Source organism: Sediminibacterium sp. (genome assembly GCF_030695065.1).
Classification (GTDB): domain Bacteria; phylum Bacteroidota; class Bacteroidia; order Chitinophagales; family Chitinophagaceae; genus Sediminibacterium.
The window spans coordinates 110,015-130,074 of sequence record NZ_JAUYTR010000007.1 but is presented as its reverse complement, the minus strand read 5'-3'; the positions used below and the strand labels follow the sequence as shown (position 1 = coordinate 130,074).

At 36.8% G+C, this 20,060-nt stretch carries 23 protein-coding genes; 9 read left to right on the top strand and 14 right to left on the bottom strand.

The annotated features are described in order from the left end of the window. Positions 1 to 29: 29 nt before the first annotated feature. The 3 genes from folE to Q8S25_RS01865 form a co-directional block, all read right to left on the bottom strand. Complete coding sequence (folE, locus tag Q8S25_RS01875; RefSeq protein WP_305534323.1) at positions 30 to 752, bottom strand: GTP cyclohydrolase I FolE; 723 nt, start codon at positions 750 to 752, stop codon at positions 30 to 32. After that, positions 709 to 1,131 carry a 6-carboxytetrahydropterin synthase gene (locus tag Q8S25_RS01870; protein WP_305534321.1) on the bottom strand — a complete coding sequence of 141 codons (423 nt, stop codon included), beginning with the start codon at positions 1,129 to 1,131 and terminating at the stop codon, positions 709 to 711. Before Q8S25_RS01870 ends, folE begins: the two co-directional genes overlap by 44 nt. 187 nt (positions 1,132 to 1,318) lie before the next feature. Beyond that, on the bottom strand, positions 1,319 to 1,729 hold the full coding sequence (locus Q8S25_RS01865; RefSeq protein WP_305534319.1) for a 6-carboxytetrahydropterin synthase: 411 nt from the start codon (positions 1,727 to 1,729) through the stop codon (positions 1,319 to 1,321). Between the two features lie 67 nt (positions 1,730 to 1,796). Here Q8S25_RS01865 and mqnB point away from each other — a divergent pair, with 67 nt between their 5' ends. Continuing rightward, a complete protein-coding gene (mqnB, locus tag Q8S25_RS01860) occupies positions 1,797 to 2,465 on the top strand; it encodes a futalosine hydrolase (RefSeq protein ID WP_305534317.1) in 669 nt (222 codons plus the stop codon). A 36-nt stretch (positions 2,466 to 2,501) separates the two neighbouring features. Beyond that, positions 2,502 to 3,302, top strand: coding sequence for a 1,4-dihydroxy-6-naphthoate synthase (locus Q8S25_RS01855; RefSeq protein WP_305534315.1), 801 nt, complete (start codon positions 2,502 to 2,504; stop codon positions 3,300 to 3,302). A 257-nt stretch (positions 3,303 to 3,559) separates the two neighbouring features. On the opposite strand, the gene Q8S25_RS01850 is transcribed toward Q8S25_RS01855, so the two are convergent. The 7 genes from Q8S25_RS01850 to Q8S25_RS01820 form a co-directional block, all read right to left on the bottom strand. Next, the gene (locus Q8S25_RS01850; protein WP_305534313.1) at positions 3,560 to 3,955 is read right to left on the bottom strand and encodes a hypothetical protein; all 396 of its coding nucleotides are present in this window, start codon (positions 3,953 to 3,955) and stop codon (positions 3,560 to 3,562) included. Positions 3,956 to 4,024: 69 nt separating this feature from the next. After that, positions 4,025 to 6,196 (bottom strand): multicopper oxidase family protein, encoded by a 2,172-nt coding sequence (locus tag Q8S25_RS01845; protein ID WP_305534311.1) that lies wholly within the window; start codon positions 6,194 to 6,196, stop codon positions 4,025 to 4,027. A gap of 11 nt (positions 6,197 to 6,207) precedes the next feature. Continuing rightward, entirely contained in the window at positions 6,208 to 6,765 is a 558-nt protein-coding gene (locus Q8S25_RS01840; protein ID WP_305534309.1) for a DUF2911 domain-containing protein, read from the bottom strand. A 19-nt stretch (positions 6,766 to 6,784) separates the two neighbouring features. After that, positions 6,785 to 7,501, bottom strand: coding sequence for a heavy-metal-associated domain-containing protein (locus Q8S25_RS01835; RefSeq protein ID WP_305534307.1), 717 nt, complete (start codon positions 7,499 to 7,501; stop codon positions 6,785 to 6,787). 87 nt (positions 7,502 to 7,588) lie between these two features. Continuing rightward, complete coding sequence (locus Q8S25_RS01830) at positions 7,589 to 8,149, bottom strand: AraC family transcriptional regulator (RefSeq protein ID WP_305534305.1); 561 nt, start codon at positions 8,147 to 8,149, stop codon at positions 7,589 to 7,591. A 240-nt stretch (positions 8,150 to 8,389) separates the two neighbouring features. Then, positions 8,390 to 9,703, bottom strand: a complete 1,314-nt coding sequence (locus tag Q8S25_RS01825) for a deoxyribodipyrimidine photo-lyase (protein WP_305534303.1) — start codon at positions 9,701 to 9,703, stop codon at positions 8,390 to 8,392. A 77-nt stretch (positions 9,704 to 9,780) separates the two neighbouring features. Next, positions 9,781 to 10,632: an aminotransferase class IV gene (locus Q8S25_RS01820; RefSeq protein WP_305534301.1), complete on the bottom strand. Its 852-nt coding sequence runs from the start codon at positions 10,630 to 10,632 to the stop codon at positions 9,781 to 9,783. Positions 10,633 to 10,679: 47 nt separating this feature from the next. On the opposite strand from Q8S25_RS01820, the gene Q8S25_RS01815 reads away from it, so the two are divergent. Genes Q8S25_RS01815 through Q8S25_RS01790 form a run of 6 tightly spaced genes read left to right on the top strand, consistent with a single transcriptional unit; the run spans position 10,680 to position 16,941 of the window. Further along, positions 10,680 to 11,780 carry a Nif3-like dinuclear metal center hexameric protein gene (locus Q8S25_RS01815; RefSeq protein ID WP_305534299.1) on the top strand — a complete coding sequence of 367 codons (1,101 nt, stop codon included), beginning with the start codon at positions 10,680 to 10,682 and terminating at the stop codon, positions 11,778 to 11,780. 22 nt (positions 11,781 to 11,802) lie between these two features. Next, entirely contained in the window at positions 11,803 to 12,558 is a 756-nt protein-coding gene (locus Q8S25_RS01810) for a zinc ribbon domain-containing protein (protein ID WP_305534296.1), read from the top strand. Positions 12,559 to 12,618: 60 nt separating this feature from the next. Continuing rightward, on the top strand, positions 12,619 to 14,109 hold the full coding sequence (locus tag Q8S25_RS01805; RefSeq protein WP_305534294.1) for a tetratricopeptide repeat protein: 1,491 nt from the start codon (positions 12,619 to 12,621) through the stop codon (positions 14,107 to 14,109). A 31-nt stretch (positions 14,110 to 14,140) separates the two neighbouring features. Continuing rightward, the gene (gene recN / locus Q8S25_RS01800; protein ID WP_305534292.1) at positions 14,141 to 15,817 is read left to right on the top strand and encodes a DNA repair protein RecN; all 1,677 of its coding nucleotides are present in this window, start codon (positions 14,141 to 14,143) and stop codon (positions 15,815 to 15,817) included. A gap of 11 nt (positions 15,818 to 15,828) precedes the next feature. Next, entirely contained in the window at positions 15,829 to 16,653 is an 825-nt protein-coding gene (locus tag Q8S25_RS01795) for an enoyl-ACP reductase (protein ID WP_295186693.1), read from the top strand. 24 nt (positions 16,654 to 16,677) lie between these two features. Continuing rightward, complete coding sequence (locus Q8S25_RS01790) at positions 16,678 to 16,941, top strand: SemiSWEET family sugar transporter (protein WP_305534290.1); 264 nt, start codon at positions 16,678 to 16,680, stop codon at positions 16,939 to 16,941. Between the two features lie 40 nt (positions 16,942 to 16,981). Here the strand turns inward: Q8S25_RS01790 and Q8S25_RS01785 are convergent, their stop codons facing one another. Further along, positions 16,982 to 17,203 (bottom strand): DUF2795 domain-containing protein, encoded by a 222-nt coding sequence (locus Q8S25_RS01785; RefSeq protein ID WP_026751298.1) that lies wholly within the window; start codon positions 17,201 to 17,203, stop codon positions 16,982 to 16,984. A gap of 107 nt (positions 17,204 to 17,310) precedes the next feature. Between Q8S25_RS01785 and Q8S25_RS01780 the strand changes: the two genes are divergently transcribed. After that, a complete protein-coding gene (locus tag Q8S25_RS01780) occupies positions 17,311 to 17,961 on the top strand; it encodes an ABC transporter ATP-binding protein (protein ID WP_305534288.1) in 651 nt (216 codons plus the stop codon). 18 nt (positions 17,962 to 17,979) lie between these two features. Here the strand turns inward: Q8S25_RS01780 and Q8S25_RS01775 are convergent, their stop codons facing one another. From Q8S25_RS01775 to gatC, 3 genes are read right to left on the bottom strand one after another with little or no spacing between them, the layout of a single operon-like run. Continuing rightward, entirely contained in the window at positions 17,980 to 18,540 is a 561-nt protein-coding gene (locus Q8S25_RS01775; RefSeq protein WP_305534286.1) for a cob(I)yrinic acid a,c-diamide adenosyltransferase, read from the bottom strand. 51 nt (positions 18,541 to 18,591) lie between these two features. After that, positions 18,592 to 19,284: an ABC transporter ATP-binding protein gene (locus Q8S25_RS01770; RefSeq protein WP_305534284.1), complete on the bottom strand. Its 693-nt coding sequence runs from the start codon at positions 19,282 to 19,284 to the stop codon at positions 18,592 to 18,594. Positions 19,285 to 19,291: 7 nt separating this feature from the next. Beyond that, on the bottom strand, positions 19,292 to 19,582 hold the full coding sequence (gatC, locus tag Q8S25_RS01765; protein ID WP_305534282.1) for an Asp-tRNA(Asn)/Glu-tRNA(Gln) amidotransferase subunit GatC: 291 nt from the start codon (positions 19,580 to 19,582) through the stop codon (positions 19,292 to 19,294). Positions 19,583 to 20,060 lie beyond the last annotated feature (478 nt).

Sequence of the window (20,060 nt, the reverse complement as noted above, 5' to 3'; positions counted from 1 at the left end):
TAAAAATTTATGGCAAAGTAAATGATTTTTTAAAACTCAGTCTTTAATTCTAGGTAACGAAGAAATTCTTCCTTGCGTTTTTCGTCTTTAAACTTACCTCCGTAAAAAGAAGTGATGGTAGAAGAAGTATCATCTTCCACTCCCCTGCTAGCAACACAAAGGTGTTTTGCATCAATTACAATTGCCACATCTTCAGTACCCAATTCTTTTTGTAATTCCTTGGCAATTTGCATGGTTAAACGCTCTTGTACTTGAGGACGTTTTGCATAATACTCTACCAATCTATTTAGCTTGCTCAAACCAATTACTCTACCGTTGCTTATATAAGCTAAATGAGCTTTACCAATGATGGGAACAAAATGGTGTTCACAGTTGCTGTAAAAAGAAATATTCTTTTCCACCAACATTTCGTTGTACTTGTATTTATTGTCGAATAGAGCAACAGAAGGCTTATTGGCAGGATTGAGGCCGCTGAAAATTTCTTTCACGTACATTTTAGCCACACGCTTAGGCGTACCTTTTAAGCTATCATCGGTTAAGTCTAAACCAAGGGTTTCCATGATGGCTTTAAAATGATCTTGAATAATCGCAATCTTCTCCTCATCCGATTTATCAAAAGCACCAGCAACCATAGGGGTATCTACAGAAGTACTGATATGGTTGTCTCCCATTTCCTCCATTAACTCATCATCAGTGAAAACAATTTTATCACCATTCAGTCGGATATTCGACAAAGTTTCGTTCTGTTTCATACAATCTAATTTTTAATGTGTAACGCTCGTCTAGCTTAGCTCTTATTAAGTCGTAAATAACTACTGCAATATTTTCAGCCGTAGGATTTAAGTGCTTGAACTCCTGCGTATCTAGATTCAAATTTTTATGATCAAATCGGTTTAATACTTGTTCTTTAATTAAGTCGCTCAATATTTTTAAGTCTATTAAGTAACCCGTTTCTGGATCTATTTCACCAGACACCTGAACAATTAATTCATAGTTGTGGCCATGAAAGTTTTCATTATTGCATAACCCAAAAACCGCTTTATTGCGCTCAGCAGACCAAGCTGGATTATTCAGTCGATGAGCAGCATTAAAATGTTCCTTACGGAAAACAGTGATTCTTTTGTTATTCATTGTTCGTTAATCTTAAATCAAAAGCCAGGTGAACGTTTGTTTGTTTAGTACTGTTTCAGAAGTGTGCTGATCAAGTGTCTAAACCAATTGTTCTGTAAACCTATCCAAATACGTACCAGAAACCAAAAAAGATGTATTTAGGCAGATTCATGAGTATATAACGCAACTACAAACAAATTGTTTAAACTTACTCCCCAAAATATTCCACATAAATTCTGGGGGTCTCGTACAATTTAACACAATGGAGCTTTACCGGTTGGGGTAAATGGGGGGCCAATTGGTTCCAAATTGCCAAAGCCAGGTTTTCGGTGCTACACATTTTACCCGCCATAAAAGGCACATCCATATTAAGGTTCTTATGGTCCAAATGATCAATCACGTGGGTCTTAATGAGTTTGCTCAATGCTTTTACGTCGAACAAGAAGCCCGTATCAGGGTCAGGAATACCTTTAATAGTAATATAAAGGTCATAATTGTGACCATGCCAGTTTTCATTGGCACAAACTCCAAAAACCTGCTCATTGCGTTCTTTAGACCAAGCAGGATTGAATAATTTATGTGCTGCATTAAAATGTTCTTGTCTGGTCAGGTACACCATTCCGTTAAAAATTTTTGCAAAGGTACAAAAATGGAGAAAGTTGCGTGTTTTTCGTCAACTTTACAGCATGAGGATTGTCATAACATCGGCCACAACAGCAGAATGGATGCCCACATTTGTGAACGTGAATGAATTGTATACAGGTAAAAGCAATCGCTTAAAACTGCAATTCTATCAGTCAGGGGTGGGATTATTGGCCTCCTCGGTAGCCATTACCCGATTGGCCATAGAAGAACGACCCGATTTAATTATTCAGGCAGGAATAGCAGGCAGTTTCAGCAAAAAATATGCACCCGGGCAAATAGTGGTAGTGAACAATGAAATCTTGGGAGATGCAGGAGTAGAAGAAAAAGGAGTTTGGAAAGACCTATTCGATATGAAGCTAGAAAAGAGCAGCTATCATCCCTTCGAAAAAAGAAAACTGCCCAATCCATGGATAAAACAATACAACCTATTGAATTTACCCATTGTAGATGGATTAACGGTTAATCAAGTAACCACCCAACCCACTCGAATTGCAGCATTAAAAAAGAAATACGGGGCTGCAGTAGAAAGTATGGAAGGCGCATCACTCCATTATGTAGGAAGAGAAACCGGTATTCCATTTATACAAATAAGGTCTATTTCTAATTATGTAGGCGAAAGAGATAAAAGCAAATGGTTATTGAAAGAGAGTATAGAAGGGCTCAACAAAGTGTTGCTTCAATATGTTGATAAGCTGTATAATGTGAAATAAATTTGAAAAGAATGGTTGTTCAAACAATCCGTAATTATGAAATTTAGTCTGGCATTTTCTCCCTGCCCCAACGATACTTTTATTTTTGATGCATTGGTAAATCAAAAAATAGATACACAAGGAATAAGCTTTGAGGTCTTTTTAGAAGACGTACAAACCCTTAATGAATGGGCAATACAAGGCAAAATGGATTTTTCTAAAATCAGTTATGGGGTATGGAGTAAAGTGCAATATCAATACCATTTACTCAATAGCGGAGGCGCACTAGGCAAGGGAGTAGGGCCATTATTAATAACCAAACCCAGTACAATTAATTCCCCAAAGAACTACACACAAGAAGCCATTGATCAAATGACCATTGCCATACCTGGAGAAAATACTACTGCACATTTATTATTTAGTTTGGCATATCCCAACGCAACAAAAAAAGTATTCAAAGTATTTCATGAAATAGAAAACGCGGTGTTGAATGGTGAAGTAGATGCAGGGGTAATTATACATGAGAATCGATTCACTTATGAATCAAGGGGATTAGAAAAGATCATAGACCTTGGCGCATATTGGGAAGAAACCCAACAATTGCCCATTCCACTAGGGGGTATCATTGCCAAGAAAACCATTGACCCCACTATCATACAACAAGTAGATGCATTAATAAATGAAAGCATCAAATACGCATTTGCCAACTATCCCACCGTTGCACCCTATGTAATTGAGCATGCACAAGAAATGAGCGAAGACGTAATGCGGCAGCATATCAATCTCTACGTAAACAATTTTTCGCTCAATCTAGGCAGTGAAGGCCACGCAGCAGTTGAAAAACTCACACGCATTTAATTAATAATATGCCATGAAAACTTCACGCCTTCGCTGCAACCATCAATCAATGCATGCATCAGCAAACATTTTTTCTTCGCTGCAATCCTTCTTCGAAGTCTTAAATGCTCAGAAAAAATTTTCCTGACGCATGCTTAATCAATAGTTATATACTTCAAGAAAATTCACGCCGAGCATTTAAGACGTGTTAACGGATTGTAGCGAAGGCGTGAAGATTTCTTGAAGTAGAAAAAATGTTTCCTGATGCATGCAATATTTTAAAACTTAGTCCTGGAAATTTCAACCCCAGTAGGATACGTTAAGTCGCTTTGATTTTCAACAGTAATGAACACTTCGTCAAAATCAAAAGCGGTAGTAGTTTTAAAAGTGGCTTTGTCTCCATTGCTCACCAATAACTGGCCTACATTTTTGGTACCCTGCCCTTTTGATATTACCCAAATACTGTAATTTGTTCCAGCAGGAACTAAACGATCGGGACTAGCCAAATTACGAGCAGTAATTTCAAGCGTATTGTTTTTATTGGCATCAGTACTCTTTTTTGCAGTTATTTCTGCTGCAGGTACTACAGTTGAAACCGGAAATTTAGCAGTGGTGGCACAAGATGCAAGAGAAAGACTTAGTACAAGTACTAAAGTGAAATGAGAAAATTTCATAAAATAAATTTTAGATAAATGTGATTGCCGCAATCAAAACATATCTAAAAGTATAGCTGTAAGGTACAACTAATAGTTCATAGAAAATCCAATCCCAAAACCCATATCGCTATCGTAATGAATTCGAAGTCCAGCATTCTTTGCAACAATATAGTTTGCAGACAACATATATTCCTTATCAGAATTAACCATAAAAGCAGTTCGGATTCTTTTAGAAATAGGAATATCTTCTCTTTTTAGTTGTATGCGTATATTACCATCATGGTACACTTCTGTTTGCAGCGTAACCAACAATGGTAATGTATAAGCCAAACCCAAACTAATTTGTGTTCGGCTGTCTTTCGTATTTTTTTGACCAAAGATGTTTTTCTCAACAGGGTGAATGCCTAGTTTTCTAAATCGCCAATCAAACCCAATAAAAGGCATTAGCCATTGCATTCTTCCGATATATCTACCAATATGGGTTTCGCTTTCATAACCATGCATATCATTATATCCCAGGCGCCATTCTGAAGAAATACTCCATCTAGTATTTTGTATCATAGCCATTCCATCGTTTCCATTGGTTGCAAAATCATTTTGCGCCATTAAGTGAAAACGGTTACTTTCTTTTTGCAACTGCTTATATGCCCATTTTTTGTTGGGCAATAATGGGTTATCCAATTGTTTCTCGTAACTAAAAACCCTATTCATTCCTGCCATCATATGATAAAGGATATGACAGTGAAAAAACCAATCACCTTCTGTATTGGCTTCAAACTCTATGGTATTGGTTTCCATAGGCATGATATCTAATACATTTTTTAGTGGAGCATAATCGCCTTGTCCATTCACCACTCTAAAATCATGACCATGCAAATGCATGGGGTGTCTCATCATTGAATTATTGTATAAAGTAATGCGAACAACTTCACCCTTTTTTATTAAAATTTTGTCCGACTCAGAAAGCACTTTATTATCCATACTCCATACATACCTATTCATATTACCTGTTAACTCAAAACGAAATTCTTTAACTGGGGCCTTTGCATTTAAATTGGTTTTAACAGGAGATTTAAGCTTAGTATAATTTAATGTATTAATATCACTGCTTTCGGAGTACATAACTGAATTCATATCCATTTTTTGCATGCTCATATCCATCCCCATTACATCCATATCACCATTCATTTTCATCATATCGTTCATCATCTGCATCCCTTCAAAATATTTCAACTTAGGCAATGGATCTGCTCTTTTTTTAACCCCTAGTCCTAAAAAAAGAGAGGCCGATTTAATTCGATCTTCTGCCGTAGCCAACAATTCAAAAGAGGTATTTGCAGCAGGTATAGTAACAATGATATCATAGGTTTCAGACACACCAATAATGAGTCTATCCGCTATTACAGGTACAACGTCATTGCCATCACTGGCCACAACAGTAATTGGACCCCCAGCATAAGAAAGCCAAAAATAAGTAGACGCACCTCCATTTGAAACCCGCAACCTAATTTTATCACCCGCTTTAAAAGAAGACAATGCAATTTCTTCTTTACCATTAATGAGTACAGCATCATAATAAATATCACTTACATCCATTGCCAACATTCGTTTCCACTCATTTTTAAATTTGGTCTTGAAATGACCAGCTTTAATTGCTTCAGCATAGCTTTGAGTAGTTCCCTTTTTAATGGCAAACCAGTCAGACGCATTGTGCAACATTCTGTGCACGTTTTCTGGATTGTAATTGGTCCATTCACTTAAAATAATGGGTATGGTTGGCAAATCATCAATCCCCTTTCTAAATGACGTATCACTAGAACGCTTATTCAAAACCATGGAGCCATACATACCAATTTGTTCTTGTAAACCACTATGGCTGTGATACCAATGGGTTCCATTTTGAATAATGGGGAATTCATACAAATGCTGCGCACCAGGGGCAATGGGCATTTGAGTTAAAAAGGGAACTCCATCTTCTTTATTTGGTAAAAATAAACCATGCCAATGGAGGGAAGTAGGTTCATTTAGTAGATTATGCACCAAAATTTCTGCAGTATCACCCTCGGTAAAAGTAAGGGTAGGCATTGGAATTTGCCCATTCACCGCAATGGCCCTTTTTGTTTTACCGGCAAATGACACCATCGTGTCTTTTACAAATAAATCATACCGCACTCGCTTTTGTGCTACCAAATAATTGGCTACAAAAACGAAAAAAACAATCACTACTATACGGGATAATTTATTTGAATCAATTCGCATAATTAAAAGGGCTATGATTTTACATTTTGAAAATCGAAGGAAACAGTTAAGTACTCCCAACTTATTTCAACTTTTCCTTTGTCGTTGCCTGTTTTAATCACTTGATACTTGAGTGCCTCTGTTAAATTTTTATTCTTCTTTGGCTTAGTTATAATTCTAATCATATCACTTTCAGCTTTATATGCATCAGCCAAATGCATATCCCAATCCTTATTCAAAATCAATGTCCACTCGTTTTTATCGGGAATAGTAAAAAAACCATACTTCCCTTTTGGAACAAGTTTGTTATTGATTTGTACATCACTAGAAAACTCAATCCAGGTTGCTTTATGGGCACCGGTTGCCCAAACTTGACCATAGGCAACTAAGCCATTCCAGATATTTCTACCCCTAACACTAGGAGAACCATAATCAATATGTACATGATTCCCGCCAACTAAAGCCATGGTTGAAGTACGCGGACTTTTGGCTTTAACAACGGTATCTTTTGGCATCGTATGATTTTCGTGCTGAGCTATAGCTTGCATTGAAAAAAACATAACAAACATTACAAATAAAAAACTACGCATAGTATTTAAATTTAAAAAATTACAAAAAATGAATCAACAACATTACCGCACTCATACCAATCATTAAGGCATCTTCAATGATGGTTACCGTACTCATCGGCAAGTTAAATACATCACCCAAACAGGCACATTGTATTTTTTTCTTATTTAGCACAGACTGCAATACACCTATAATGCTAATGCTCATTACCAATAATGTAATCAAATTGGTAATAACTAGATTAAAATTAAGTAAGAAAGCCAAGCCCAGTAACAATTCAATAAAAACATATATATATGCCCATCCTTTAAACTGTTTTGCAACTATATCGTACATCTGATAACTTTCAGCAAAGCCTTTTATATTTAAGAGCTTAAAAAAAGAAAAGACCAAGAAGAAACCTGCCATAAAATGTTCCATCCATTGCATCCAATCAAATACAGAACGAGAAAACTGGATGAGGAGAGTTATAACTAGTATATATGCAAAAATCAATATAACAGGTTTGTAAGTTTCAAACCAGCTTTTAGCTTGTTCTGTCATTTCTGTATGACCTAAAGCAGCAATTTGGTATTTAGGATCTAGTGCGTTTTGTAACACGTTCAAAGCAATATGTTTTTCCATAGTTATGGTTGCTGAACCAGATTCTTTAGAAACTTCAACTTCAGATACATTGGGAACCATTAGCAATGCAGACTTAACTTTAGCTACACAGTTCCCGCAAGTCATTCCAGTAATTTGATATTGATGTACCATTTTATTCAATTTTAATTGTTTAAGGGTACAAAGATCTATTTACTCAAATAGCTGACGTTGTAGAATTATGGGTTTGATTTGTAATATTTACAAATCATCTAAGTGTTTCCGCTTCTTATTCTTGAGTTGTTTAAAATGAGAAGGCGTTAAACCAGTGATTTTTTTGAATTGATTGCTTAAATAAGCAACACTGCTGTAATTGAGTAAAAAAGCAATTTCGCTCAAGCTAAGCTCATCATACATTAAAAGTTCTTTAACCCTTTCAATTTTCTGCAGAATAAAATATTTTTCAATAGTAGTTCCCTCAACTTCAGAAAAGAGATTACTTAAAGAAGTATAATCTATAGTAAGGTGTTGACTAATATATTTTGACAAATTAATGTCTAGCTCATTATTCTTACTGTGAACCAAATCTCTAATGAGATTCTTAGTTTGTTCAATGGTTTTACTTTTCTTATCATTAATCAGTTCAAACCCAAAGCTGGATAATGTTGCAGCTATTACTTTTTTTTGATCAGTATTAATAGATTCATCTATCTCCACTTCGCCCAATTCAATCGACTTTAATGAAAAACCCAATTTCTCCAACTCAGATTTCACAATCAGCTTGCAGCGGCCACAAACCATATTCTTAATATAGAGTTTCACGCATATTCATTTAACTAAAATTAAAAAAAGATTCCAAACACTTCAGGAAAACCTTTTCTTCGCTACAATCCGTAAACGTCTTAAATGCTCACAACGCAAAGGACCAACTAATATGTTGCTGCATTGAAGCCTGATTATATATAGTTGGCTGTGGGAAAATTTTCACTGAGCATTTAAGACTTCGAAGAAGGATTGTAGCGAAAGTGGAAATGTTTCCCACAGCCAAGACTAATGTAAAATTTAAACAGGCTTCAACGCAGCAGCATAAGTTTCGAGTACTCGCTTCCTCGCCACTTCATGCACCACAATAGGCTGCGGATAATTAAACTCCTGAAACTCAGGCACCCATTTTTTAATGTACTTTAATTCTTTGTCAAATTTCTCCGTTTGCAAATAAGGATTAAATACCCTAAAGTAAGGCGCCGCATCACAACCACTACTAGCAGCCCATTGCCAACCACCGTTGTTGGCCGACAAATCAAAGTCTAATAATTTATTGGCAAAATAAGCTTCGCCCCAACGCCAATCTATGAGTAAATGTTTGGTTAAAAAAGAAGCCACAATCATCCTCACACGATTGTGCATGAAACCAGTTGCATTCAATTCACGCATTCCTGCATCTACAATAGGGTAACCAGTTTTACCATCGCACCACTTTTGAAATTCTTCTTCGTTGTTGCGCCATTTTATTTTTTCGTATTCTGCTTTAAAAGCATGCCCCTTTCCTACTTTAGGGAAATGCCATAAAATCATTTGATAAAATTCTCTCCATATTAACTCGTTCAAATAAGTTTCATTTAAACCAGCAGCAATGGTAGCTAGTGCGCGAATACTCACAGTACCAAATCTTAAATGCACCCCCATTTTTGAAGTACCATTTTCTAAAGCAGGAAAATCTCTGTTCTGACTGTACTTGCGAACAATCTCTTCATTCAATTGCTTAGAGGGGAACTCCATGTTTACTTCTTTAAAATTCATTGAAGCCAAAGAAGGAATTGCAATGGGTGCTTGTTTATAAAAAGCATCAACATATTTTTCTGTAGGGTAAGGCTTCAAAAAATCAGGTGTAAGTTTGGCTTTCCATTTTCTTGAATAGGGAGTAAACACAGTATAAGGTTTGCCATCGTCTTTGGTTACTTCCTCTTTTTCAAAAATGACTTGGTCTTTATAGGTTTCAAAACCAACACCAGCATGAGTGAGCAAATCGGCAATTGCATTATCACGCTCTTGCGCATAGGGTTCATAATCATGATTCGTAAAAACAGTTTGGACATGATACGATTGAACCAATTGAGTAAAAACCTCCAAAGGTTTTCCATGAAATACCTGAAGCGTGCTCCCCAATGCCACCAATTCAGTTTGCATTTCAGCAATAGCAGCATGAATAAATGCAACACGTTTATCTGCCCTATCTGGTAATTGATCTAAGATAGTGGTATCAAAAATGAAAATAGGTAAAACAGGAACTCCCGATTGCAATGCATGGTATAAAGCTGCATTATCTTTTAATCGCAAGTCTCTTCTAAACCAAATGATATTAACGGAGGGCTTCATTAAAACGTTTTAGCATTCAACAGAATTAGCAATAAAAAGTTCAACCGAGCAATAATGCCATTGAAACCCAATAAAAATTAAACAAATAAAGGGGCAATAATTTCTTTATACAAATGCGGCACTAACTGGTGCGAATACGCATTCTTGCCAGATTCCTTCACCCAACGCATCCCATAAATGGCATTGGTTAAAAATACTTCAGAAGCATTGGCTAAATCTGCAGCAGTAACAACGCCCTCTTTTACTTCATAGCCTTTTTCGCGCAATTGAGTCAACAAGTATTTTCGCATTACACCGCTAACAGGACCTTCCGATAAAGCAGGCGTTATAATTGAACCATTCTGAATTAAAAAAACATTCGCAATAGTTGCGTCTGCAATATTGCCTTGTGGATTCAACAAAATAGCATCATTCAAATGCTGTTCTTTAGCCCATAAAGCAGCCATGGCATAGCCTAAATAATTATTCGTTTTCAACAACGAAAAATGATCTGCTTGCTTTACAGCCGCAGCATAAATATCAATGGTCAATCCATTTTCGTTCAAGCGATTGTTCATAGCATTCAGCGCCCAGGTTTGAATAAGCAAGTGAGGAAAATGATTTTGTTCATCATAAATTCCCCCATCGCCGCGATAAATGGTAACACGAATTCTTGCCAACTGGTGGTGCTGATTCTTGGCTACCAAAGCTTGAATTGCATTCATAATATATTCATCCGTAAAATAAGCCGGTGGTTTAAAATGCAATGCATGTAGGGTATGAAACAATCGTTCCATATGCAACTGCGCTAATAAAATTTTCCCTTTATGCCATTTCATGGTTTCAAAGAAACCATCCCCATATCTAAAAGAACGGTTATTGGGCGATATCAAGCGCTTATCGTGCTTTAGTATTTTACCATCGCTAAAAAGAAATTGTGCAGCAGACATACAACAAAGATAGATTGAAGCTAAATTCGTTGGAGCAATTATTATTTATGACCATACGCCAAATTACCCAAACCCTTGAAAGCTTTGCTCCACTTGCATATCAAGAGTCTTACGACAATGCAGGCTTGCTAACCGGATCGGCCAATTGGGAGTGTACGGGTGTAGTTTGCGCTTTAGATGCTACCCTAGCGGTTTTGGAAGAAGCCAAGGCAGCAGGTGCCAATTTGGTAGTAGCCCATCATCCTATTTTATTTAAAGGCATTACTAAAATCACTGGAAAAAACTATGTAGAAGAAGCCTTGATTTACGCCATTAAAAATGATCTGGCCATTTATGCCATCCATACCAATTTAGACAATGTTTGGGGAGGCGTAAACAGTGTTATAGCACAAAGAATAGGATTAACGCATTGCCAAATTTTACAACCCAAAAAATCAATACTTACCAAGCTTGTAACTTTTGTACCAACACCACAATTCATGCAAGTACAAGCAGCTTTGTTTGAAGCAGGTGCAGGAAATATTGGGGAGTACAGTGAAACCAGTTTTAGTTCCGGGGGGATGGGGACCTTCCGCGGATCGGAATTGTCGAATCCTACCAATGGCACTCCAGGGGTGCGAGAGCAGGTGGAAGAAACCCGCATTGAAGTCATTTTACCCAATTATTTGGAGCAGCAAGTAGTAACTGCTTTAAAAGAAGCCCATCCCTACGAAGAAGTGGCATACGATTTAATTCCTTTGAACAATTTCAATCAACAAGTAGGGTCTGGCATGATAGGACAGTTACAATCCCCCTTGGAAGAAAAAGCCTTTTTAAGCCTATTAGGTACCCAATTTGGTCTAAAATTGGTCAAACACACCCCATTATTGGGCAAAAAAGTACAAAAAATAGCCCTTTGTGGGGGTGCAGGCAGTTTCTTAATTAAAGATGCCATTGCAGCTGGAGCCGACTTTTTTGTGAGTGCCGACATTAAATACCATGAGTTTTTTGACGCCAACAACCAGCTGGTAGTGGCCGATATAGGGCATTGGGAAAGCGAACAATACACGATTGACCTCCTTTTTTCGCTAATAACCAGCAAATTCCCTAACTTTGCCGTCCTTAAAACAACCGTTCAGACAAATCCTGTGCGTTATTTTTTGGGATAAACTTTATAATTACCAACACGATATGGCATCTGTAAAAGATTTCTCCGTTGAAGAAAAACTAGTAAACCTATTACGTTTACAAAAAATTGACAGCAAGCTCGATGAAATTCAGGTATTAAAAGGAGAACTTCCAATGGAAGTAAGCGACCTTGAAGACGAGATTTTAGGATTATCTGCACGTCAGACTCGTATTGAAGAAGAAATTAATGGTATTGGCGAATTTATTGAAGGAAAGAAAAATGCCATCAAAGATAGCGAAGCCTTAATTGCGAAGTACGAAAAGCAAAGTGAGAACGTTAAGAACAACCGTGAGTTCGAAGCAATCAATAAAGAAGTAGAAATGCAACAGCTAGAGGTTAAACTCTGCGAAAAGCATATCCGCGATGCAAACGAAGAATTGGCAGAAAAAATTAAGCAATTAGAGAATGCCAAGAAAATGGTTGCTGTTAAAGAAGGCGTGTTGAACCACAAGAAAGGCGAATTAGAAAAAATTATTGCAGACACTGTTAAAGAAGAAACTGAATTAAATGGTTTTAGTGCAGATGCAAGAGCGCATATTGACGAACGTTTAATTTACAGCTATGATAGAATCAGAACCAGCTACAGAAACGGTTTAGCTGTTGTTGCTGTTGAGCGTGATGCTTGCGGCGGTTGCTTTAACTCTATTCCACCTCAACGTCAGAGCGAAATTCGTTTACACAAAAAAATCATCGTTTGCGAAAACTGCGGACGTATTTTAGTAGATGCAGATTTGAACGACAGCGTTGATGTAAAATAAATAAACGCATTTAACATACTCAAGGGCAGTCGTTTGGCTGCCCTTTCTTATTTTTAGGCCGTGACTAAAATTGCCAGCATTATATTAATTTTCTTGTGTAGCACTTTAAACGGGTGGGCACAAACTAAATTTGATTTTAATGCAAGTTGTTTTCAGGCTTACCAAGAAATAGGAAAACTAAAAACTAAAACAGGCCAACTACAAATTCAACAATTGCATTTGCAACAGCCCGATAACCTGGTTCCTGTTTTACTCAAAAATTACATTGACTTTTATACGTTGTTTTTTAACGAAGACCCAGCCGAATACACAACGCTATTTCCACAATTCCAAGAAAGATTAACCCTCATAGAAAAAGGAAATAAATCGTCTCCTTTTTATTTATACAGTCAAGCAGTAATTCGCATACAACGAGCAACCGTACAAATTAAATTTGGAAATTTTTGGGATGCAGGATGGGATTGCCGAAAAGCATTTATACTATTAAAAGAAAATAAGAAGAAATTTCCTCAGTTTAGTCCAAACGATTTATGGTTTGGTGCATTAGAAGCCGTTATTGGAACCGTTCCAAAGGGATATAAATGGCTAACCAGCTTATTTGGAATGAGGGGTTCTATTGCACAAGGAATGAAGAAAGTACGCAACTTCACTTATAGCAACGATCCTTGGGCTAAACTCTTTTTTAATGAATCGGCCTTTGTGTACACCTACTTACTTTTTTATTTAGAAAATGATAAAGAAGCGGCTTTAACCTTCATTAACCAAAAAAAATTAGACTTAGAAAATAATCATTTGCATGCATTTATGGCAGCCAACCTTGCTTTAAACAACAAAGAAGTAGAGCTAAGCAAAAACATTATTTTCAATAGAAATAAATCGGACGAATATTTACCATTACCCATTTGGGATTTTCTGATGGGGTATGCTAAAATGTACCATTTAGAAACACCAGAAGCCATTTATTATTTTGAACAGTACACCAAAAAATTCAAAGGAAAATTTTATGTAAAAGACGTGTACCAAAAAATTAGTTGGTGCTATTTTTTGCAAGGAAATATGCAACAAGCCAATGCCAATAAACAGTTGGCAATTGTAAAAGGCGCTACTTATTCCGATGCAGACAAAAAGGCTTTAAAAGATGCTAAAGAAAAGATTTGGCCCAATATAACTTTATTAAAAGCCCGATTATTGAGCGATGGTGGATACCATTTAGAAGCATTAAAACAATTAGCAGGCAAATCGTTGAACAACTTTAGTAAAGAGGAAGAAAGCGTAGAATTCGTGTATAGAGTTGCGCGCATTTACGACGATTTAGGTAGAAAGGAGGATGCCATTAAAAATTATCTAAATACCATCAAATTAGGGGAAAACAGAAAAGAATACTATGCTGCAAGAGCTGCTTTTCAAATAGGACAAATCTATGAAAACAAAGGAGAGAAAGCCTTGGCTATTCAATATTATCAAAAATGTATTAGCATGGAAGACCATGAATACAAGGATTCATTAGATCAAAGAGCAAAATCGGGTATTGCAAGGTGTTCTGGAAATTAGTTAACTTGCTACTCTATTAAAAACTATTTATTTGTTGCGTCAGTTAACCATACAGAATTATGCCATCATAGATGAATTAACCATTGATTTTGATGAAAGGCTTAATATTATCACCGGCGAAACGGGTGCAGGTAAAAGTATTTTAATGGGTGCATTAAGTTTGATACTTGGCGAAAGAGCCGACACCAGTGTGTTGGTAAACAAAGAGCGCAAATGCATTATAGAAGGCTATTTTACAGCAGGTAAAAAAACAGCAGTTCAAGTTTTTTTGCAACAACACGATTTTGAAGAAGCAACAACTACAGACCACAGTGTAGTCATTAGAAGAGAAATTGGAAGCAATGGAAAATCGAGGGCTTTTATTAATGACACCCCTGCTACACTGCAACAATTAAAAGAACTAGCAGGCTTACTAGTAGACTTACACCAACAGTTTGATACCTTAGAATTGGGCGATAGCGATTTTCAAAGAACTGTGATAGATGCATTGGCATCCAATGAAAACATATTGGCTACCCATCAACAATATTTTAAAGAGTGGAGCGCTGTATTGGCCGCTTTTAATGAATTACAAGCACAAAAAGCCGCACTCCAAAAAGAAGCCGATTACAATCAATACCTCTGCAACGAGCTAGAAGAATTATCCTTAAAAGAAAATGAACTAGAGCAATTAGAAGAGGAATTAAAATTGCTTTCGAATGCCGAAGAAATTAAAACGGTATTAGACAAAGTTTCGTTGGAATTGGCTAGTGCAGACGATCCAGTTGTTGCAAGAATAAAGCAATTAAACAATAGTTTGCAAACCATGCAAACTTTGGTAGCAGAGCTACCAGCTTTATCTGATAGACTAAAAGCAAGTCAAATTGAGTTACAAGATATAGCCGACGAAATAGAGCGCATCAATAATAATATTCATTTTGATGCCCAAAGAATAGACTGGGTAAACCAGCGATTAAGTGACGGATATAAACTCACAAAAAAGCATGGGGTAAGCAGTACGGCAGAATTACTGGCAATACAAACTGAATTATCGAATAAGCTATTTGCAGCGGTGGCAATTGATGAAGCCATCTTAGCCAAGCAAGTGCAAGCCAATGATTTAATGCACCAGCTAAAGCAAACAGCCAAACAAATTACAGCAGCACGCAATAAAGTAATCGCCCCATTTGAAGCATCGGTAAATACACTGTTAAAGCAAGTAGGTATGCCCAATGCGCAAATTAAAGTGAGCATGCAAACAGTGGCATTGGGCGCATATGGAGTAGAACAAATTGAATTGTTATTTGATGCCAATAAAAGCAATCGCTTCGAACCCATTCGAAAAGTAGCCAGCGGTGGAGAACTAAGCAGGCTTATGCTTTGCATCAAATCGTTGGTGGCAGAATATATAGACTTGCCTACCATGATTTTTGATGAAATAGATACGGGTATTTCAGGGGAAGCAGCCAAACAAGTGGGAATCATTATGCAACAAATGGCTGCAAAAAGACAAATCATTTGTATTACCCACCAACCACAAATTGCTGGAAAAGCCAATGCCCATTACTTTGTTTATAAAGAAAATAAAAACGATCAAATAAAAACGAATATTAAAATACTGAATAACGAAGAGCGCATAACTGCCATTGCACAAATGCTTAGTGGAGAAAAACCAACAGCAGCAGCAATGGAGAATGCCAAAGAAATGATTCGTATATTCGGCACCTAAATTAACCTTGTATGGCTTACAATTTATTAAAAGGAAAGCGTGGTATTATCACAGGTGCATTAGACGAAAATTCTATTGCATGGAAAGTAGCAGAAAAAGCACACGAAGAGGGTGCCACATTTGTATTAACCAATGCACCCATTGCAATGCGCATGGGAGAGATTAATAAACTTGCCGAAAAAACAGGCTCGCAAATTATTCCTGCGGATGCAACCAGCACCGAAGAGTTAACGAACTTATTTACGCAGTCTCAAGAAATTTTAGGGGGTAAAATAGACTTTGTATTGCACTCAATTGGCATGAGTGTAAATATTCGTAAGAAGATTCCATACACAGAATCTAACTATGATTATTTCATGAAAGGCATTGACGTTTCAGCCATGTCTTTCCATAAAATGTTGGCGGTAGCAAAAAAATTAGATGCGATTAACGAATGGGGGTCAGTGGTTGCGCTTACTTATATGGCAGCACAAAGAACTTTTCCTTTCTATACCGATATGGCCGATATTAAAGCAATGCTTGAATCAATCGCCAGAAGTTTTGGATACCATTATGGATTAGAGAAAAAAGTACGGATTAACACCGTATCACAATCTCCAACTAAAACCACTGCAGGTACTGGTATCAAAGGATTTGGAGACTTTTATGATTTTGCTAATGCAGTTGCACCATTGGGCAATGCAAGTGCAGAAGATTGTGCTAATTATTGCATTACCCTATTCTCTGACCTAACCAAAATGGTGACCATGCAAAACTTATTTCACGATGGTGGATATTCAACCACAGGAGTAAGCATGGATGTAATGGAGAAATTAGGTATTGCCAATCAAGAATAATTCAATTCATACAAAACCGATATCATGAATTTAGTAGACCTATTGGGATATTTTGGCGCTTTCTTAAGTGCCATCACTTTTATGCCTCAAGTTTGGTTGGCATGGAAAAGTAAGAGTGTAGGAGACTTAAGTATTTGGATGATATTAATTGTAATCACCAGTTGTATTGTATGGCTGGTATATGCAGTGAATGTAAAGAGCGGACCAGTATTAGCAGCCAACTTAATTGTGTTGGCATTATCATTGGTACTCTTTTATTTCAAAATGACTTTTCCAGCCAAAAAATAAAAAGATGGCTATCTGAAAATTCAGTTAGCCATTTTTATTTTTAGTACTCGTCTTCGTTAAACATAAAGTCTTCCTGACTTGGATAGTCTGGCCAAATGTCTTCGATGCTCTCGTACACTTCACCCTCGTCTTCTAATTCTTGAAGATTTTCTACCACTTCCAATGGCGCACCACTGCGGATAGAATAATCGATCAACTCATCCTTGGTAGCAGGCCAGGGAGCTTCTTCTAAATAACTTGCTAATTCTAATGTCCAAAACATAGTCTCGATTATTTTTGCAAAAGTAACCGTATAAATGATATATCCAAATGTGAGTTTTACCCATCTCTGAAGAAATGGTTAATTTGCTCCATAAATAAACCCTTTTCATGCTAAAAGCAACTGCAATCACTAAAAAATTTGGCCCCTTAACCGTATTAAAAGGAGTGGATATTTCCATTGAAAAGGGCGAAATGGTGAGTATTGTAGGGTCATCAGGTGCAGGCAAAAGCACATTACTGCATATTTTAGGCACTTTAGACAGCCCCAACAGTGGCAGCATTGAAATAAATGGGCAACAATTATTTAATATAAGCAGTAGTAAGCTAGCACAGTTCAGAAACAAGCATATTGGATTTATTTTTCAATTTCATCACCTTTTACCAGAGTTTGATGCTTTAGAAAATGTATGCATCCCCGGTTGGATTGCCAATAATCCAAGAGAGCAAGTGAAAAAAAGAGCCATTGAATTATTAGGAATTTTGGGGTTAGGAGATCGAATCAACCACAAACCCAATGAACTCTCTGGCGGAGAGCAGCAGCGAGTAGCAGTAGCAAGGGCCTTAATTAATGAGCCGTTGATTGTTTTTGCAGACGAGCCAACGGGTAATTTAGACAGCAACAATGCAAAAGAATTGCACCAGTTGTTTACTCAAATTAATAAAGATTTTGGAACCACATTTTTGATTGTAACGCACAACGAAGAGTTAGCCGCATTAAGCACTAGGATCTTGCATATGCGAGACGGATCATTTGCGTGAGCATAAACAATTGTAAAATTAAACCCTGGGCTTCCAAGGAATTTCAGCAACGCCCATTTGATGCCCCAAATAACGAGAGAGAACAAATAAATAATCGCTGAGTCGGTTCAAATATTTAATCACCAGGGGTTCAACAAAAATATCTTGCTCTTGCATGTTTACGCAGCAACGCTCGGCCCTACGGCAAACACAACGCGCAACATGGCATTGAGAAATAGCCAAATGACCACCAGGTAAAACAAAGAATTTCATAGCAGGTAATTCCTCATTCATCTTGTCTATCTCGCTTTCTAAAAAAACGATATCCGATTCTTTTAAATCGGGAATTTTCATCAAAGGTTCTTTTTCAGGATCACAAGCCAAAGAAGAACCCACCGTAAATAAACGGTCTTGAATTTCTTTTAAAACAACTTTAATATGTTCGTCGGGGGTATAATCGCTAACAACTCCAATCCAAGAGTTCAACTCATCAACAGTGCCATACGTATCAATTCTGATATGACTTTTAGGAACTTTAGTTCCACCAATTAATGAAGTTTTGCCTAAATCGCCTGTTTTTGTATAAATCTTAATAGCCATAATGTATAAGTGAGCATAGATTACAACAGAGTTGCTCAAATGTTCGGCAAATTAAGGTTTTGTATTGTCGCTTTCCACCAAACCGTCTCTTAATCTTACCACACGGTGTGCATAAGCAGCAATATCTTCTTCGTGGGTAACCAAAATCACGGTGTTACCAGCAGCTTGTAGTTTACCAAATATCTGCATTACTTCAACCGAAGTTTTAGAATCTAAATTACCAGTAGGTTCATCTGCCAATAATATGGAGGGATTATTCACCAAAGCTCGTGCAATAGCTACCCTTTGAATTTGACCACCGCTCAACTCATTCGATTTGTGGTGAGAACGATCGGCCAAGCCTACTTTGTCTAATGCGTCTAAGGCACGTTCCAATCTTAGTTTTTTAGACACGCCTGCATAAATTAATGGAAGTGCTACATTCTCCGCAGCACTTAAGCGAGGCAATAAATTAAATTGTTGAAACACAAACCCAATTTCGGTATTGCGTACTTCTGCTAAATCATCGTCTAGCATTTTACTAACGTCTTTTCCATTTAAAATATACTTGCCACCAGTAGGAGAATCTAAGCAGCCTAAGATATTCATTAGTGTACTTTTACCACTACCTGAAGGACCCATTAATGCTACATATTCATTCTTATAAATGTCTAGGTTAATTCCTTTTAAAACTGGAATTGCCTGGTTACCCATGAAATAACTTTTTTCAATTCCTTCAAGATGTATAATTGATTCTGCAGACATAGTTGGTTTATTTTTTAATAACCGTTGGTACTTTAAAGTATTGTTGGTTGTGAGATGGTGCATTTTTTAATGCATCCGATGAACTAAGACTTTCGCTTATTTGATCTTCTCTTAAAGCAGTACTTGCATCGGATAACATTAACAATGGTTCTACCCCATCGGTATTGAGCTCTTGTAATTTTTCAATAAAAACAACCATTTTTTGCATATCTGTTTGATACTGCGCCAATTGGTCTTCATTTATTTGAAGCCTGCTCAAATGGGCCAGATGCTGTATGGTTTTAAGACTAATCTCCATATTTCAAAAATACGTTTAACCACCTGAATAGACGCCCCTAAATTTTAAATGGCAATTATTTGAAAACAGCGGTCTAAAAAACGTTTGTATTTAACTGTAGAAGATTTTTCTAAAAATTGTGCCCAATAGTTTGTCACAAAAAGGTAAAATAATGCTTATTCACAAATGTTAACATAAAAATATTCTGATGAGTGCATTTTCTACTTAAATTAGTATAACTAAAATCCCCCCGATTATGCTAGTATACGTTTTGTTAGCAGTTTACCTTGTTTGCTTGTATTTTGCTTACAAGGGTGCTGCCGTATCAGAGGAGTAAAATCCCCTGAAAAACCAATTCATTTAATATCAAATTTTTCCCCTCGAAAGATTTGATATTTTTTTTTGCCCAGAAGGCAGCCCCCGGAAAAAATTTACCTTATCTTCGGAAAATAGTTGCATAACTAACTAATTTTGCCATGCCAGGCTTGGCAGATACTTG

Excerpts from the sequence above, each read along its gene's own strand:
- Q8S25_RS01850 (WP_305534313.1), bottom strand. The coding sequence starts at position 3,955 with ATGAAATTTTCTCATTTCACTTTAGTACTTGTACTAAGTCTTTCTCTT.
- folE (WP_305534323.1), bottom strand. The coding sequence starts at position 752 with ATGAAACAGAACGAAACTTTGTCGAATATCCGACTGAATGGTGATAAA.
- Q8S25_RS01785 (WP_026751298.1), bottom strand. The coding sequence starts at position 17,203 with ATGTTTTGGACATTAGAATTAGCAAGTTATTTAGAAGAAGCTCCCTGG.
- Q8S25_RS01780 (WP_305534288.1), top strand. The coding sequence starts at position 17,311 with ATGCTAAAAGCAACTGCAATCACTAAAAAATTTGGCCCCTTAACCGTA.
- Q8S25_RS01815 (WP_305534299.1), top strand. The coding sequence starts at position 10,680 with ATGACCATACGCCAAATTACCCAAACCCTTGAAAGCTTTGCTCCACTT.
- Q8S25_RS01855 (WP_305534315.1), top strand. The coding sequence starts at position 2,502 with ATGAAATTTAGTCTGGCATTTTCTCCCTGCCCCAACGATACTTTTATT.
- gatC (WP_305534282.1), bottom strand. The coding sequence starts at position 19,582 with ATGGAGATTAGTCTTAAAACCATACAGCATCTGGCCCATTTGAGCAGG.
- mqnB (WP_305534317.1), top strand. The coding sequence starts at position 1,797 with ATGAGGATTGTCATAACATCGGCCACAACAGCAGAATGGATGCCCACA.
- Q8S25_RS01835 (WP_305534307.1), bottom strand. The coding sequence starts at position 7,501 with ATGGTACATCAATATCAAATTACTGGAATGACTTGCGGGAACTGTGTA.
- Q8S25_RS01810 (WP_305534296.1), top strand. The coding sequence starts at position 11,803 with ATGGCATCTGTAAAAGATTTCTCCGTTGAAGAAAAACTAGTAAACCTA.
- Q8S25_RS01840 (WP_305534309.1), bottom strand. The coding sequence starts at position 6,765 with ATGCGTAGTTTTTTATTTGTAATGTTTGTTATGTTTTTTTCAATGCAA.
- Q8S25_RS01865 (WP_305534319.1), bottom strand. The coding sequence starts at position 1,729 with ATGGTGTACCTGACCAGACAAGAACATTTTAATGCAGCACATAAATTA.
- Q8S25_RS01795 (WP_295186693.1), top strand. The coding sequence starts at position 15,829 with ATGGCTTACAATTTATTAAAAGGAAAGCGTGGTATTATCACAGGTGCA.
- Q8S25_RS01870 (WP_305534321.1), bottom strand. The coding sequence starts at position 1,131 with ATGAATAACAAAAGAATCACTGTTTTCCGTAAGGAACATTTTAATGCT.
- Q8S25_RS01790 (WP_305534290.1), top strand. The coding sequence starts at position 16,678 with ATGAATTTAGTAGACCTATTGGGATATTTTGGCGCTTTCTTAAGTGCC.
- Q8S25_RS01820 (WP_305534301.1), bottom strand. The coding sequence starts at position 10,632 with ATGTCTGCTGCACAATTTCTTTTTAGCGATGGTAAAATACTAAAGCAC.
- Q8S25_RS01845 (WP_305534311.1), bottom strand. The coding sequence starts at position 6,196 with ATGCGAATTGATTCAAATAAATTATCCCGTATAGTAGTGATTGTTTTT.
- Q8S25_RS01825 (WP_305534303.1), bottom strand. The coding sequence starts at position 9,703 with ATGAAGCCCTCCGTTAATATCATTTGGTTTAGAAGAGACTTGCGATTA.
- Q8S25_RS01770 (WP_305534284.1), bottom strand. The coding sequence starts at position 19,284 with ATGTCTGCAGAATCAATTATACATCTTGAAGGAATTGAAAAAAGTTAT.
- Q8S25_RS01775 (WP_305534286.1), bottom strand. The coding sequence starts at position 18,540 with ATGGCTATTAAGATTTATACAAAAACAGGCGATTTAGGCAAAACTTCA.